The following is a 15,144-nucleotide window of genomic DNA, read 5'->3' as shown; positions in this document are numbered from 1 at the left end:
TTTACCGCATTTCTTCCGGTGCCGCAGTGCCCGTGATCCCAAGTCCTGACTTCAAAACAGAGGCGACAGCATGCACCAGCCCAAGCCTGGCAATACTCAATTCTCGGTTTTTATCGTTAACAAAGCGTAATTCCGGTTGTTCTTTACCCTTATTCCAATGCGCATGGAAGAAACTTGCCAGATCATAGAGGTAAAAAGCAAGCCGATGAGGCTCCTGAGCCTGGGCCGCAGCCTCAATGATTCTGGGGTATTCCGCAAGTTTGGCGACCAGCTGCATCTCATTCGGATCGTTGATCAGGCTGCTCGAACCTTTGAGGTCGAGCGAAGCAAAATCGAGCCCTGGGAACGCTTCCTTTGCCTGCCGGAACACCGACGAGCAGCGCGCATGGGCATACTGCACGTAGAACACCGGATTGTCCTTCGACTGCTCGGTCACCTTGGCGAAGTCGAAATCGAGCGGCTCGGAACTCTTCCTGTAGAGCATCATGAAACGCACCGCGTCGCGGCCGACCTCGTCGACCACTTCGCGAAGGGTCACGAAGTTGCCGGAACGCTTCGACATCTTCACAGGCTCGCCATTGCGGTACAGCTTGACGAGCTGGCAGAGGAGCACGGTGAGCTTCGCCTTGCCGCCGGAGACGGCACGCGCGACGGCTTCCAGGCGCTTGACATAGCCGCCGTGGTCGGCGCCGAGCACATAGATCATCTCGTCGTAACCACGGTCGAACTTGTCCTTGAAGTAGGCAACGTCGGCCGCAAAGTAAGTATAGCTGCCGTCCGACTTGATCAGCGGCCGGTCCATATCGTCGCCCACTTCGGTGGAACGGAACAGCGTCTGCTCGCGATCCTCCCAGTCTTCCGGCAGCTGGCCCTTCGGTGGCGGCAGCGTGCCCTTGTAGACGTGCCCCTTGAACGTGAGGTCGTTGATCGCCTGGCGGATGCGCTGCGCGCCATTGGCATGCAAGGTCCGTTCCGAATAAAAGACATCGTGATGGACGTTGAGCGCTTCGAGGTCGTCGCGGATCAGCGCCATCATCGAGTCGATCGCCTTGTCCTTGACGATCGGCATCCAGGCATCTTCCGGCATGTTGTGCAGCCGCGAACCGTATTCCTCCGCCAGGGCCTGCCCGACCGGCACGAGGTAGTCGCCCGGATAAAGGCCCGAGGGGATCTCGCCGATCGTCTCTCCAAGAGCCTCGCGGTAACGCAGGAAGACCGAGCGGGCCAGAACATCGATCTGGCTGCCGGCATCGTTGATGTAATATTCCTTGGCCACGTCGTAGCCGGCAAATTCCATCAGGTTCGCCAGCGCATCGCCAACGACAGCACCACGGCAATGGCCGACATGCATCGGGCCCGTCGGGTTGGCCGAGACGTATTCGACATTCGCCTTCTTCTCGGCGCCGATCGTCGAGCGGCCGTAATCCGTGCCCTCGGCAATCATCGAGGCGAGCAGGCGCTGCCAGTAGGGAGCACCGAGCCGGATATTGATGAAGCCGGGACCGGCCACGGAAACTTCGCTGATGTCAGCATCCGAACGCAGTGCTTCGGCGATGATATCGGCGAGCGCACGCGGATTGGTGCCGAGCGGTTTTGCCAGAACCATGGCGGCATTGGTAGCCACATCGCCGTGGCTCTGGTCCCGCGGCGGCTCGACTGCGATACGGCCGAAATCAAGCTCGCTTCGCTTTTCCTTGATAATATCAAGGCTTTCCAAAGCGTTCTTAATTCTTGTTTCGAAGTCGGCAAAAAGATTCATGTTCAATTATCCCCGATACATGCCCGAGGACCCTTGCTGGCCAGTGTCATTGGTGGCGGTGCCTAGCGCAAATCCGGAGTCTGGTCAAACAGCTCGCCATGCGCCTTGATGGCGAAGGTATCGGTCATCCCGGCGAGATAATCGCCCACATGCCGGGCTCTTGCGGTCTCGCCGAGACCGGCAATGTGATTGACCCAATAGTGGCTGCGCATCAGCGACGGATCATTCATATAGGCGCCGAACAGATCCGAGACGATCTGGGAGGCGCCGGCGCGGATGCGCATGATGTCCGGATGCCGGTAGATGCGCGAGAACAACAGCTTCTTGATGCAGCGGTCGGTTTCGGCCATCTCCCCAGAGAACGTCGCGATGACATGCCCAGCGGAGCGGACGTCGGTGGCGCTCTGCGGATCCACCTTATCGAGGTTGTGCTGCGCCACGCCGATAACGTCCTCGACCATGTGCGTGATCTGCCGGCGCATGATCTCATGGGCGAAACGGCTCGGCTCGAGATGCGGATAACGTGCCCTCACCTCCGCCATCAGCTTGGCGAGGAAGGGCACATCATCGAGCATCTCGAAGGTCAACAGGCCGGAGCGCAGCCCGTCGTCGATGTCATGGGTGTTGTAGGCGATATCGTCGGCGATTGCCGCGACCTGCGCCTCCAGGCTGGCATAGCTCGCAAGTTCCAGATCATGCAGTTCGCAATAGTCGCGGATCGGCTGCGGCACGGGGCCGCGGGTGCCCTCGCCGGTGGCGCTGAGCAGCGGACCATTGTGCTTGACGAGGCCTTCGAGGCTTTCCCAGGTGAGATTGAGCCCGTCGAAATCCGCATAACGGCGTTCGAGCTTGGTGACGATGCGCAGCGACTGGGCGTTATGGTCGAAGCCGCCATAGGGCTTCAGCATCTCATCCAGCGCATCTTCGCCGGTATGACCGAATGGCGTATGGCCGAAGTCGTGCACCAGCGCCACGCCTTCGGCGAGGTCCTCGTCGAGCTTCAGGGCGCGGGCAAGCGCACGGGCGATCTGCGCCACCTCGATCGTATGGGTCAGCCGGGTGCGGTAATGGTCGCCGTCAGGGCTGATGAACACCTGCGTCTTGTGCTTCAGCCGCCGGAATGCGGTGGTGTGGACGATGCGGTCACGGTCGCGCTGGAACTCCGAGCGCGTCAGGCTGCCGTCTTCGGGAAACAGGCGCCCGCGCGACGCCCAGGGGTTGGCGGCGTAGACCGCGCGCTCGCCACTGCCGAAACCCAGCGCCCTGGTATCGATCGTCATGCCGTCACCTGTTTGTTCATCCGCCGCCTGCCGCCCATTGACGTGCCCTTCACGTCTTCATACCTATAGTGGAGCTGTGCGCAATGCCGGTGACAGGAATCTCTCCGGGCCTTGAACCCGGCAGGAGGCGGATAATATGGAAACCAATGTAACTCTTTCAAATGCGGCGGCCAAGCGCATCGCCGAAATCGTCGGCAACGAAGCGGGCAAGCAGGCGCTGCGCGTCTCGGTCGAAGGCGGCGGCTGTTCGGGCTTCTCCTACAAGTTCGATCTTGCCGAAGCGCCTGGGGACGACGACGTGGTGATCGCCAACGGCAATGCCAAGGTGCTGATCGACAGCCTCTCGCTCGTCTATATGGCAGGCTCGGAGATCGACTTCGTCGACAACCTGCTCGGCCAATCCTTCCAGATCAAGAACCCGAATGCGGTTGCCAGCTGCGGCTGCGGCACCAGTTTCTCGATCTGATAACATCCTCCCTTACGCACTTCGCCCTTCCCAACGCTTCCTCTTTCGCTAAAAGAGGAAGCGAACAGTGGGAGGCAAGGGCCGATGAAGATCGCCACCTGGAACATCAACGGCGTCAAAGCGCGCATCGACAACCTGCGTCAGTGGCTAACCGATTCCTCCCCGGACATCGTCTGCCTGCAGGAGATCAAGTCCGTCGATGAGACCTTCCCGCGGCTGGAGATCGAGGCGCTCGGCTATCATGTCGAGACCCACGGCCAGAAAGGGTTTAACGGCGTTGCGCTGCTGTCGAAGACCAGGCCCGACGAAGTGATGCGGGGTCTGCCTGGCGGCGAAGGCCCGGACGGACAGACGGACGAGCAATCGCGTTACATCGAAGGCGTCTTTTCGGTGCCGGGCGGCGCGATCCGCGTCGCCTCCATCTATCTGCCGAACGGCAATCCCGCCGACGACCCAGTCAAATACCCCTACAAGCTGGCCTGGATGGAGCGGCTGCGCCTGCATGCGCAGAACTGCCTTCTCCTCGAAGAGCCGCTGATCCTTGCCGGCGACTACAACGTCATTCCCGAGCCGCATGACTGCTTCGATCCGGCCGCGTGGGCGACGGATGCTCTTTTCCTGCCACAGACCCGCGCCGCTTTCCGCAGGCTCGAAAATCTCGGCCTCGTCGATGCGGTGCGCGCCACGACCGACGCCACCAAGCTCTATTCTTTCTGGGATTATCAGGCGGGCGCCTGGCAAAAGAACAACGGCATCCGCATCGACCATCTCCTGCTATCAGCGGAAGCCGCAGACAGACTGAAATCGACGGCGATCGAGAAACATGTGCGGGCTTGGGAAAAGCCGTCGGACCACGTGCCCGTCATCGGCATGTTCGATTTCGGCTGATCGTCCGAAAGATCGGCGAGGCGTCGGTTATTCGACGCCTCTGGCAAATTCCTGCGACAGGGCGACCGCGCCGCGGCGATCTTCTTCGCCGACGACCGAAAATGCCTGTTCCTGCAATTGCTGCATCCAGACACATTCCTTGGCGGTGCACTTGTCGAGCGCCGCCGTCATGAAGGCGAGCCCCCGCACCGTCTGGCCTTCCTGGAAGAGAACGTTGCCGAAAACCGACATGGCGCCCGCATGGCCGCTCTTGCGGGCCTGGTTCAGCCATTTCTTCGCCTGCTGGATATTGGCGGTACCGCCCTCGCCTGCGAGAATCATCCGGGCGAGCTGGAACTGGGCTTCCGCCACGCCGAATGTGGATGCCGCCTGGAAATAGAGTTGCCGTGCCTGTGAAAGATCCGGCTTGATCGGGCTGCCGGGAATGCCGCGGCGATAATAGTTGGCCAGCGACAGAAGCGCGTTGACGAAGAAGCCGGTATCTTCCGAACCGGGCTCGACGCCCTGCGCGGCGATCTCGTTATAGATCTTGAAGGCCTCGAAATCGTCCTTCGCGACGCCGTCGCCGAAGGCGTACATATTGGCAAGCGCCCAGCGCGAGCCGGTATGGCCTTTCTCGGCGGCATAACGATAGGCTTCGACCGCATCTTCCTTCTGGCCGTTCTTATAGGCCTTGAAGCCGAACTTGAAGAGATCGAAGGGACCGGACTCCTTCGTCACGCCCGACTTGATATCGAAGGCCGCAGCCGATCCCGCCAAAATCGAGGCGAGCGACGCTCCAAGAAGCAATACTCTCATGGATCCGATGTCACACTTCGGCATGGTTCAGTTTCTTTCACTCCGCGCGCGACGACCCGCCGCAGCCCGAGCATCGCTCGCTGCCGGAACAAGATTTATCCGGGAATATCCCGCGCCTGCTCCTCCCGAGAGACGAATGAAACTGTAGCTGCCGTTTTCGGCAAGACTAGGACCCATAACCGCGGCAATTGCGGCAAGACAGGACGGCATCAGAATCCGCCTGCCTGAGCGCAAAAAGCCCGGCTTTTCATGAAGAAACCCGCCCATGATACTCCAATTACGCGCCCCGCCCCCGCGTTCCGCGCCTGTTCTTCCTCTATCGCTGCTCCCCGTTTGTGGCGGGAAGTGGACAGAAACGCCCCTCTCAAGGGACCTGACAATAGTCTCGAAAAAGTGTTGCTAAATCGTCACAAGAGAAGCGGCTAATTCGGAGCGGTACCATTAATAAGGAGTCCGCCAAGGCCTGGCCAACAAGATATCGGCGCCGATGGATAGTCTCACTATCCATCGGCGCCGGTCCCAAACTCAATTCTTAGAACTTGATGTTGTAGCTGGCAGTCAATGCATAAGCCCAGTCACCATTTGCCGTGGCGTTGAAGTTTGCACCCTTCGCAGTCGACTGGCTACCCGAAGTAAGATAGCTCACACCACCGCCGACACGAAGCTGGCCCGGGCCACAATCGATAGCTGCGCCAGCACCGACAGACCACGTATCCGTCATGATATCCGCTCCGTTACCCACACCCTTGTCCCAGCGAACATTGAGCGTGCCCGCGATCTTATCGGTAAACTGATGGCCGACGCCGCCAATAAGTGTCCAACCGTCCTTCCAGTTGTACTGGTCGTGTTGCGGAGGCAGGCCTGCAATATTGTAGTCGAGCGTTTTGAGTACGCTCCAGTCCGTCCATTCCGCCGAACCGTAAACCAGCCATCCGGGGGCGACACCGCTCTGCAAACTGAGCTTTAAAGATTGCGGCAAGGTCCCATGACCATCGGCCGCTACGGGAGCAGAGCCGAGGATAGGAGCCAACGCGAGTGGCGTAAAATCGCCATCAGCCTTGTGTTCGATTTGAGACCGATACATCAGTTGCGCGCGCAACGCATATTCAGGGATATCGTAGCCGACACCAAACCGATAACCGAATGCAGAATCGTCTTCCAGCCTCAGCGTTCCGTAAATGGACTCAGCCTTGTAGGTGAAATCCTGCATGAAGCCGCCACCAAGGAAATGGAGCCGTCCCTTCCCCATCTCGAAGCTAACATCGCAGGTGGCGCCGTATTCGTTGGCATGGAATTTCTTGCCAAAATAGTAATTCGAACTGGTCGGCAGACCGGCGGCCGCGTCAGCGGCCCTAGCTTGAGGACCGTATTTCGAGTCACCACCGTAAGGTTTGGTATAGGTAAATGCACAGGCCAACGCATCTGAGATGCGACCCATCGCAGCGACATTCGGAATGGCATAGTCCTGCGAAAACGGATCGTCAGACGAACTCACTCCGTTGATCGTGTCGAAATCGCGACGCGGGTTAACGTAGGTTACACCGGCCTGTACCGCAGCGTTGCCCCGCTCGTACAGGATATCGGTATTCGCCTCTCCCCAAGAGAAGCCGCCCGCATGAACCTGCGTCTGCCACACGCCAGCAGCGGTGAGCGCTAGAAGGCCCCTCGTAATTAGTTTGCTTACCATAAAATCTCCCACTCCCTGGTAAGTGACCGAAATCACTCTAGATGGTTCGCTCCGATTGACAACTTTCGGCTGTCCGGCGCTTCGCGGCGCAAACGCGTTATAGATTTACGTAAGCAAACCAGGAACCGGGGCTTTGATGCCGATTTCGGCACAAAATTACTCTTTCTCCGCTAATGCGATCGTTAAAATTGGAATTATATTATTTTAAGCCGGCTACCTGTGACAATGTGGCAACAATACGGCTTTCTGCTTGTGAGCAGTTGCACACATGCCGAACCAGACCAACAAACGGTTGCGAAAAATGAAAATGCCGCGTCGTTTCCGGCGCGGCATCCCTTATCGAACTGATTCACGATGAAGACGGTCAGCCGGCTTCGCTGATACGCAGAAGAGCGGTCTTCAGGTTCGCCATCTGAACTTCCAGTTCGGCAAAGCGCTCGCGCTCGGCAGCAACCACTTCTGGGTCGGCATTGGCAACGAACTTCTCGTTGGCCAGCTTCTTGCCGATACGATCCATCTCGGCCTCGGTCTTTCCGACCGCCTTCTCGATGCGCGCCTTTTCCGCCACCAGGTCGATCAGGTTGCCGAGCGGCAGGCAGGCGGTCGCCTCGCCGACGACGATCTGGGCGGAACCCTTCGGGGCCACGTCGGCAAGCTCGATGGTTGCCACACGTGCTAGGCGGCGGACGGCCGCCTCATGACGGCGCAGACGCGCCTGGGTCAACTCGTTGGCTCCGACAACGATCAGCGGCGCAACGGCCGATGGCGGTACGTTCATCTCGGCGCGGGCCGAGCGCAGGCCGGTCACGAGATCGACCAGCCAGTTGATCTCCTCCGCAGCCGCCTGATCGGCGAATTCCGGCGCCGGCCAATCAGCATGGCAAAGCAGGCCATTGCGCGTTTCGGTATGGGCCCAGAGCTCTTCCGTCATGAACGGCATGAACGGATGGAGGAGCTTGTAGGTCTCTTCCAGCACATAGGCCGCGCAGGCCTGCGCCTCGACCTTGGCGCTCTCGTCCTCGCTCATGAAGATCGGCTTCAGCAGTTCAAGATACCAGTCGCAGACCTGGTTCCACACGAAACGATAGAGAGAGGCCGACGCTTCGTTGAAACGCTGGGTCTCGATTGCCTCGGTGACGTCGCGGATCGTGGCGGAAAGTTCGGTCAGGATCCAGCGGTTGACGGTCAGCGCCGTTGCCTCCGGCAGGAAAGCCGGATCACGCTTGACGCCGTTCATCTCGGCAAAGCGGGTGGCGTTCCAGAGCTTGGTGCCGAAATTGCGGTAACCGGCGATGCGGGCCGGATCGAGTTTCACGTCGCGCCCCTGCGCCGCCATGATCGCCAGCGTGAAACGCAGCGCGTCGGCACCGTATTCGTCGATCAGGTCGAGCGGGTCGATGACGTTGCCCTTCGACTTCGACATCTTCTGACCGTTCTTGTCGCGCACCAGGGCGTGAATGTAGACGGTGTGGAAGGGCTCGACCGGATTGCCCTCCTCGTCCTTCATGAAGTGCAGACCCATCTGCATCATGCGAACGACCCAGAACGGAATGATATCGAAACCCGTGACGAGCACGTTGGTCGGATAATACCGCTTCAGTTCCGGGGTGTGTTCCGGCCACCCCAAGGTCGAGAACGGCCACAGCGCGGACGAGAACCAGGTGTCGAGCACGTCCTCGTCGCGGGTCAGGATTTCACCGGGCTTGAAGTTCTCCAGCAGGTCCTCGACGAGAGCCTTCATCGGCCCTTCATGCGACAGATAGTGCTGAATTGCCGCCTGCAGCGCCTCTTCCTCGGTCTTTTCGACGAAGACCTGGCCGTCCGGGCCGTACCAGGCCGGAATCTGGTGTCCCCACCAGAGCTGGCGGGAAATGCACCAGGGCTGGATGTTCTCCATCCACTGGAAATAGGTGTTTTCCCAGTTCTTCGGAACAAACTTGGTGCGGCCTTCGCGAACCGAGGCGATCGCCGGTTGGGCGAGCGTCTTGTTGTCCACCCACCATTGTTCGGTCAGGCGCGGCTCGATCGGCACACCGCCGCGGTCGCCATGCGGCACCATGTGCTTGTGCGGCTCGATCTTGTCGAGCAGCCCGGCTTCCTCGAATATCTCGACGATGATCTTGCGGGCCGTGAACCGATCCTGGCCTTCCAGCCGGTCCCAGGCGCCATGCAAGGCGGCTGGATTATCCAGGCCCTCCAGAAAATCCTCGTTGTCCTTGATGGTCACCGTTCCGTCGATATCGAGAACATTGATCCGGCGCAGCCCTGCCCGCTTGCCGACTTCGAAGTCGTTGAAGTCGTGGGCCGGCGTGATCTTGACCGCACCGCTGCCGGCGGTCGGATCAGCATAATCGTCCGCGACGATCGGGATCCTGCGCCCTACGATCGGCAGGATGACATGTTTGCCGACGATCGACCTGTAGCGTTCGTCATCCGGATTGACCGCAATACCGGTATCGCCGAGCATGGTTTCGGGACGTGTCGTCGCGACGACGATGTAGTCCCGCGTCTCGAATTCGGTGGCGTTGCCGTCTTCGTCGAAGGCAACGGGATACTGATAGGTGACGCCGTCTTCGAGCGGATAACGCAGGTGCCACAGATTGCCGTTGACCTCGATCTGCTCGACTTCCATGTCGGAGATCGCGGTCAGCAGCTTCGGGTCCCAGTTGACGAGCCGCTTGTCCTTGTAGATCAGGCCCTGCTTATAGAGGGTGACGAAGACTTCCAGGACCGCGGCCGAAAGCCCCTCGTCCATGGTGAAACGCTCGCGCGACCAGTCACAGGAAGCACCGAGACGCTTCAGCTGGTTGAAGATCAGACCGCCCGATTCTTCCTTCCACTCCCAGATTTTGTCGACGAAGGCCTCGCGGCCCATTTCGCGGCGGCCCGGAAGCTGGCGCTCCATCAACTGGCGCTCGACGACCATCTGGGTGGCGATGCCCGCATGGTCCATGCCGGGCTGCCACAGCACGTCCTTGCCGCGCATCCGCTCGAAGCGGATCATGATGTCCTGCAGCGTGTTGTTGAGCGCGTGGCCCATATGCAGCGAACCGGTGACGTTCGGCGGCGGGATGACGATCGTGAAGGTTTCCGCGCCCGGCTTGGCGTTGACGCCGGCGCGGAAAGCGTCGGCCTCGTCCCAGGCCTTGGCGATCCTCGGTTCTACTTCTGCGGAATCATAGGTCTTTTCGAGCATTTCCTGACCCGTTTTTGTTCTTTGAGAGCTATCGGGGTGTAAATAGGATGGGGTGTTCCAAGTCAATAAAAAAGCCGCCCCGTCACCGGAGCGGCCGTATCGATCAGCCTTGCGGGCGGGTTGGCTACGCCAGCCGCTGGCTCAGCGGCGCGTGCCGCGGGAGACGCGTTCGATTTCCTCGCGCACCAGGCGCTCGACCAGCGTCGGCAGGTTGTCGTCCAGCCATTCCTGCAGCATCGGGCGCAGCATGTCGCCGGCCATGTCCTCGAGCGAGCGGCGTTCCATGCCGTTGAACACCGAGGCAAGCTCGCTGAAGGATTTTGCGACCTGAGCGCCGGCTTCGGCTGACAGGAGGTTAGCCGTCTCCTCGATCTTGGCCGGCAGGCTGCGCGGGGCCTGTTCCGCGGCGAATTTCGGTTCTGCCTTCGGTTCGACCTTTGGTTCAGGCCGCACCGGCGCCTCGGCTCTGCTGGAAGCCGACAGCGGCGGATCGAAAACCGGCATCATGACGCGCTGGACCGGTTCCGGCTGCGAAGCCGGCGCTGCCTGCGTGACTGGGGCGGCGGCCTGGGTGACCGGTTCGCGGAATTCGGGCATGCGCGGCATCTGGGGACGAAGCGGAGCCGGCTCCTCCTGGCGTGCCGCCGGTGCGGGCGAAGACGGTGTTTGCGCTGGAGAGATCGTCGCTGACAGCGTCGGCGCAGTCGAAGCGGTGGAAAGGCGCACCGTGCCGGTTTCCTGCTGGCGGACCGAAGCGGCGCGAACCCTTGCGGCGACGTCGGCGAGTGACAGGGTACGATCCTGCTGCGCCGGCTGGCCCGACGACCCTTGCGCGTAGCTCATCGGTTCGTTGCGGGAGGGGGCGCCGCGGTCATTGGCAGCCATGTCCGGGACGAAGCCCGGCTCTTCGCCGTCTTCGATCTCATCCTCGCCATAGACCGGAGGGAGCTGGCCGTTGAGCGCGTTCTCGGCGTTCGGCTCATTGCTTTCAATGATCCGGCGAATGGACGCCAAGATTTCTTCCATGGAGGGTTCACGCGCTACATTTGGCTGAGCCATTTTCATCCCCGCTGTTACCGGCACTCGACTCGGCCCCGTGGAGGGTGAACCGAATCGACGTTACTCTAAGGTCTTGGGGGGGCTGGAAACAATGACAAGTGCCCCAGGCTTCCTACGGATACACAGTTTTGTTGGCGTTGTGAATCCCGTTAGTCACACTTACCGGAACAGATGACAGCTGGATGAAATAACCGGATGGCGTCGACAGAAACGACAAAGGGGCCGCAAGGCCCCTTCCGTTCATGGCATTCGATCGTGTCGGAGCAATCAGAACACGAATTCCTTAGCCTTGCGGAAGCCCGGCAGCGGCTTCACCGACGCATTGAAATAGGCGCTTTCGGAAATCGAGCCCTGTTCCTTCACCAGCACCTTCGCCTGGGCGGCATTGCCGTAACCGACGACGGCGATCAGCCGGCCGCCGTCGCGCAGCTGCTCCAGAAGAGCGGCAGGCACTTCCTCGACGGCACCGTTGACGAAGACCAGGTCATAGGGGGCCTCGGCAGGATAACCCTTTTCGAGTTCGCCGGTAACGACCGCGACATTGTCGTAGCCAAGCGAGGAGAGCGTTCCAGTCGCCTGCGAGGCCAGCGCCTCATCCGTTTCCAGCGAAACCACGGAGCCGGCAATCAGCGAGAGGACGGCGGTCGCATAACCACTGCCGGTGCCGATTTCGAGCACGACATCATCCTTGGTGATCGCCGCGAGCTGCAGAAGCTTGGCAAGCGGCGAAGCCTCCATCAGGTAGCGCCCAGGCGCCACCTCGATATCCTTGTCGATATAGGCGAGCGACTTTGCCTTGGCCGGCACGAAAGCTTCGCGCGGTACATTATAGAAGGCCCGCAGAACCGAATGCGACGTGACATCGGTGGTGCGGATCTGATTTTCGACCATCTTTGTCCGTGCTGCTTCGAAATCCATCATCTCAGTCGTCCCAAATCACCGGCGATGCGCCGGCTCACGCATGTCCGTCTTACTGACGGCGAGACACGCTTTCAAGACGCCGGCCGGTTTCGAAGCAAAAAAGCCGAGGTGAACGGCCCTCTCCTGCAATCCCGATGCTCAGGCGTAGGCCGGCGGCGCTTCTTCAAGCTTGCGGACGGTCACATAATCACGGCCATAGGAGGAGCGCAGGCTATGGCCCTTGTCGAAGGCGGACTGTTCGGCGGAGGTCAGCGGGAACATGCCGTCGGCGAACGTTCCGGTGCCTTCGACCTCGTTGGCCGCCTGGCGATGCACATTGATAATCCTGGTGATCATGACGCCTTCCTTCCGTTCCGCCCAATAATCGCTGAGCAGGCCTTTCTGTTCCGAGCCTAGGAGGAGAAGGTTAAAAAATTAACCATGTTGCACCGCACACAAAAATGCGTGGTAAATGCTTGGTATCAAAGCATGTTTGGATTTGAGGGATTGGTCCGGAAAGAAGGGAAAATTGGAGGCCTCGCCCGGAATCGAACCGGGGTGCAAGGATTTGCAGTCCTCTGCGTCACCACTCCGCCACGAGGCCATCCGAACGCATAAAGAGCGAGTGGTGTCGGGCGTTTAGAACGAATCGAATAACCGCGCAAGCGCGGTTTGGCCCGATTGCCATTTTTTTCTGCACAAGATGACGGACGCCGATGCGGGCGGGCCAGTTCGCATCTCTGCCCGCGGTCCACGTTCGGAAAAAAACTGGCCGGAATGTCAAAAAAACGGCTCGATTGGATGCCGGCCGGCGCTCCGGATTGGCTTCATAAAAAATTCACCAAAATTACGGAACCAAACGCTTCCGGATGAGTTCTCTACGCCGCAATGCAAGGTGTGGACATGACGAGTAACGTAACTGAAGCAGATGACTCCGTGTGGAGTTCCCCCGTCAGAGTACGCGTTGGATACGGTTTCCCAGAAACCATCCACGGACCAAAAGAAGCCCTGGAGTACCTCAACTGGCGCTGGCCGGTGCGTGAAGGTACCTATTATATCAAGGCCCTGAAGGAGTGCGCCGCCTGCCTGCAGCGCAGGCTTCCCCTGGAAAGGGTGCGGGAAACCTTCATTCTCGCCAGCATCGAAGCGAAGATGCTGAACTGATTTCACCCTTTGGGCGGGGCCGATGATCAGTGTGAAACTCAGTGTCTCTGACGGCGTGCGGCGCTTACGCTGGCCAATAGAAATCGGAACGAAAGTCAGCCGGGATGTCTGACAATCTGCCGATGGCTTCGGCGACGAAACCGATCTGCATGGCCAGATAACGGATTTCGCGCGGCACCGGTATGCCGGTCATTGTTTCGCGATTGCGCCAGGTCTCGTACCCGGTCGACCTGATCCGCCGTTCGGCCTCGCGCAGCACGTCGTCGCGGCTCGGCATTTGGCCGTCAGCCACATCGGCAGGCTTCGCCACGCAGGCCGCAAGCCCACCCTCGATCACTCTCAGACCCATGGTCACCCTCGTCTTCAATCCCGGGAGCAATGCTAGTGATTCGGGGAGGGATGCGCCAGAGTCTCTGCGGCAACACTGAAGTGGTGGCGGCCCGGCGACTGTGCTACAATGGTGTTGTCGTCGAGTGGGGGAGCACCGGGCGGCGAACATGCGGTAGGAGGAGACCGTCATGCAGTATCTGGAATTCATCACCACCCTTAATCCCGTGGTTCTGGCGATCCTCGTGATCGTGCTGGCCTGCGGAGCCTACGACTATTGGGCGCAGTCTCGATAACGGCCCGATAACGGATGGCGTAGCCTTTTGATTTTCCATGAGACGCCGGGCGTTCACGTTTCCGGCAGGTTGTGGCTCGCGCCTTTGCGAGGACACGGTTTGTTGTTACCCATACCGCCGGTTTGAAGCGGAATGGAGAGACGAACAGTGAGCGCAAGCATCGAATTCGACGACACCTCAACTTCGCTGAGCGGTACGCTGCGCCAGCTTATCGACGGCATCAAGGGTCAGTCGGTGACGCTGCGGCAATTGATGGATGCGGTCGGCGAACAGGGCCTGTTGCTCATCTGTGCCATTGCCTCGCTGCCCTTCCTCCTTCCCGTGTCGATCCCCGGGGTCAGTACCGTGTTCGGCGCGGCGATCATCCTGATCAGCCTGGCGATCACCGCCAATCGGCTGCCCTGGTTGCCGAAGAAAATCCTCGACCGCGAACTTGATACGAAGAAACTGCTGCCGGCGCTGGAAAAGGGCGTCAGCATCGTTTCGCGCCTCGACCGGTTCCTGAAGCCGCGCATTTCGGCGTTGACCACCGGCCGGCTTGTCAGCCGGATCAACGGCCTGGCGATCGCGGCCGGCGGCGTGCTGTTGATGTTTCCGCTGGGGCTGGTCCCCTTCTCCAACACCCTGCCGGGAATCGCCATCCTGCTTCTGTCGACCGGCATGATCCAGCGCGACGGGCTGATCGTGCTTGGCGGCTACCTCTTCAATGTCGTGACGGTGATCTATTTCGGCGTGCTTGCCTACGTAGCGTTCAGCGCCGGCCAGGGTATCGCATCGATGTTCGCCTGATCGTGCAGCCTTATCGCTGTTCGGCCTTACGCCCCCGCCGCCTTGCCCACCAGAGTGCGATGCGGCGGCGTTGACGCCGCACGAAGGGCAGATCGTGCGAGAGCACCAGAAAGCCGAGCGGCAGCATCCAGAAGCCAAGGATCGGCAGGAAGCCGAGCACGCCGCCGAAAATCAGGACGACGCCGACGACGACCCGGCCGATCCGCGACCGTGGCATGGGAATCTGTACGCTGCCCAGCGCCAGTTTGCCGCTTTGCGGGTCGATTCCAAATCGCCTCGGTTTCCGTTCGCCTGCCACTCTCAATTATCCTCACCGGTTAAAGGCCCAGCTTTGCCCGGGAAATGGGGCTTTACCGGGGATAAAACAACCAAGTTCATTTTTTTTGCAAAAACCGCTTGGCAAAACGACAAAGCATTTGTATTACCCGCCGCACACGCCGCGACCCTTCGCGGATGATCCCTGGTAGCTCAGCGGTAGAGCATTCGACTGTTAATCGACAGGTCGCCGGTTCGAATCCGGCCCGGGGAGCCATTT

General features: G+C 60.0%; 14 protein-coding genes and 2 tRNA genes. 5 read left to right on the top strand and 11 right to left on the bottom strand.

What is annotated here, in order from left to right; genetic code table 11:
- Position 1: 1 nt before the first annotated feature.
- A complete protein-coding gene (argS, locus tag ACZ9IU_RS09500) occupies positions 2–1,759 on the bottom strand; it encodes an arginine--tRNA ligase (RefSeq protein WP_038542378.1) in 1,758 nt (585 codons plus the stop codon).
- A gap of 62 nt (positions 1,760–1,821) precedes the next feature.
- The gene (locus tag ACZ9IU_RS09495; protein WP_038542376.1) at positions 1,822–3,039 is read right to left on the bottom strand and encodes a deoxyguanosinetriphosphate triphosphohydrolase; all 1,218 of its coding nucleotides are present in this window, start codon (positions 3,037–3,039) and stop codon (positions 1,822–1,824) included.
- A 136-nt stretch (positions 3,040–3,175) separates the two neighbouring features.
- Between ACZ9IU_RS09495 and erpA the strand changes: the two genes are divergently transcribed.
- Both erpA and xth read left to right on the top strand, forming a co-directional pair.
- Positions 3,176–3,505, top strand: a complete 330-nt coding sequence (gene erpA, locus ACZ9IU_RS09490) for an iron-sulfur cluster insertion protein ErpA (RefSeq protein ID WP_038542373.1) — start codon at positions 3,176–3,178, stop codon at positions 3,503–3,505.
- A gap of 84 nt (positions 3,506–3,589) precedes the next feature.
- Positions 3,590–4,393 (top strand): exodeoxyribonuclease III, encoded by an 804-nt coding sequence (gene xth / locus ACZ9IU_RS09485; RefSeq protein WP_038542371.1) that lies wholly within the window; start codon positions 3,590–3,592, stop codon positions 4,391–4,393.
- Positions 4,394–4,420: 27 nt separating this feature from the next.
- On the opposite strand, the gene exoR is transcribed toward xth, so the two are convergent.
- The 7 genes from exoR to ACZ9IU_RS09450 all read right to left on the bottom strand — a co-directional run bounded on the left by exoR (position 4,421) and on the right by ACZ9IU_RS09450 (position 12,637).
- Positions 4,421–5,191 (bottom strand): exopolysaccharide production regulator ExoR, encoded by a 771-nt coding sequence (exoR, locus tag ACZ9IU_RS09480; RefSeq protein ID WP_405029347.1) that lies wholly within the window; start codon positions 5,189–5,191, stop codon positions 4,421–4,423.
- A 532-nt stretch (positions 5,192–5,723) separates the two neighbouring features.
- Positions 5,724–6,878, bottom strand: a complete 1,155-nt coding sequence (locus ACZ9IU_RS09475) for an OmpP1/FadL family transporter (RefSeq protein WP_038542368.1) — start codon at positions 6,876–6,878, stop codon at positions 5,724–5,726.
- Between the two features lie 364 nt (positions 6,879–7,242).
- Positions 7,243–10,074 carry a valine--tRNA ligase gene (locus ACZ9IU_RS09470; RefSeq protein ID WP_038542366.1) on the bottom strand — a complete coding sequence of 944 codons (2,832 nt, stop codon included), beginning with the start codon at positions 10,072–10,074 and terminating at the stop codon, positions 7,243–7,245.
- Positions 10,075–10,215: 141 nt separating this feature from the next.
- Positions 10,216–11,133, bottom strand: a complete 918-nt coding sequence (locus ACZ9IU_RS09465; protein WP_038542364.1) for a PopZ family protein — start codon at positions 11,131–11,133, stop codon at positions 10,216–10,218.
- A 267-nt stretch (positions 11,134–11,400) separates the two neighbouring features.
- Complete coding sequence (locus ACZ9IU_RS09460; RefSeq protein WP_157885113.1) at positions 11,401–12,054, bottom strand: protein-L-isoaspartate O-methyltransferase family protein; 654 nt, start codon at positions 12,052–12,054, stop codon at positions 11,401–11,403.
- Positions 12,055–12,192: 138 nt separating this feature from the next.
- Positions 12,193–12,390, bottom strand: coding sequence for a hypothetical protein (locus ACZ9IU_RS09455; protein ID WP_038542362.1), 198 nt, complete (start codon positions 12,388–12,390; stop codon positions 12,193–12,195).
- Positions 12,391–12,563: 173 nt separating this feature from the next.
- Positions 12,564–12,637 (bottom strand) — tRNA-Cys (locus ACZ9IU_RS09450).
- Between the two features lie 299 nt (positions 12,638–12,936).
- Here ACZ9IU_RS09450 and ACZ9IU_RS09445 point away from each other — a divergent pair.
- Positions 12,937–13,197: a DUF982 domain-containing protein gene (locus ACZ9IU_RS09445; protein ID WP_157885112.1), complete on the top strand. Its 261-nt coding sequence runs from the start codon at positions 12,937–12,939 to the stop codon at positions 13,195–13,197.
- A 64-nt stretch (positions 13,198–13,261) separates the two neighbouring features.
- Here the strand turns inward: ACZ9IU_RS09445 and ACZ9IU_RS09440 are convergent, their stop codons facing one another.
- Entirely contained in the window at positions 13,262–13,546 is a 285-nt protein-coding gene (locus ACZ9IU_RS09440; protein ID WP_038542360.1) for a hypothetical protein, read from the bottom strand.
- 421 nt (positions 13,547–13,967) lie between these two features.
- Here ACZ9IU_RS09440 and ACZ9IU_RS09435 point away from each other — a divergent pair, with 421 nt between their 5' ends.
- Positions 13,968–14,609 (top strand): exopolysaccharide biosynthesis protein, encoded by a 642-nt coding sequence (locus tag ACZ9IU_RS09435; protein ID WP_244447494.1) that lies wholly within the window; start codon positions 13,968–13,970, stop codon positions 14,607–14,609.
- 10 nt (positions 14,610–14,619) lie between these two features.
- Here ACZ9IU_RS09435 and ACZ9IU_RS09430 read toward each other — a convergent pair whose 3' ends face one another.
- A complete protein-coding gene (locus ACZ9IU_RS09430; protein WP_046601410.1) occupies positions 14,620–14,907 on the bottom strand; it encodes a hypothetical protein in 288 nt (95 codons plus the stop codon).
- A 159-nt stretch (positions 14,908–15,066) separates the two neighbouring features.
- Between ACZ9IU_RS09430 and ACZ9IU_RS09425 the strand changes: the two genes are divergently transcribed.
- Positions 15,067–15,141 (top strand) — tRNA-Asn (locus tag ACZ9IU_RS09425).
- Positions 15,142–15,144 lie beyond the last annotated feature (3 nt).

This window comes from Mesorhizobium sp. USDA 4132, assembly GCF_056279545.1.
The sequence above is the reverse complement of the archived record's forward strand: the minus strand, read 5'-3'. Positions and strand labels throughout refer to the sequence as shown.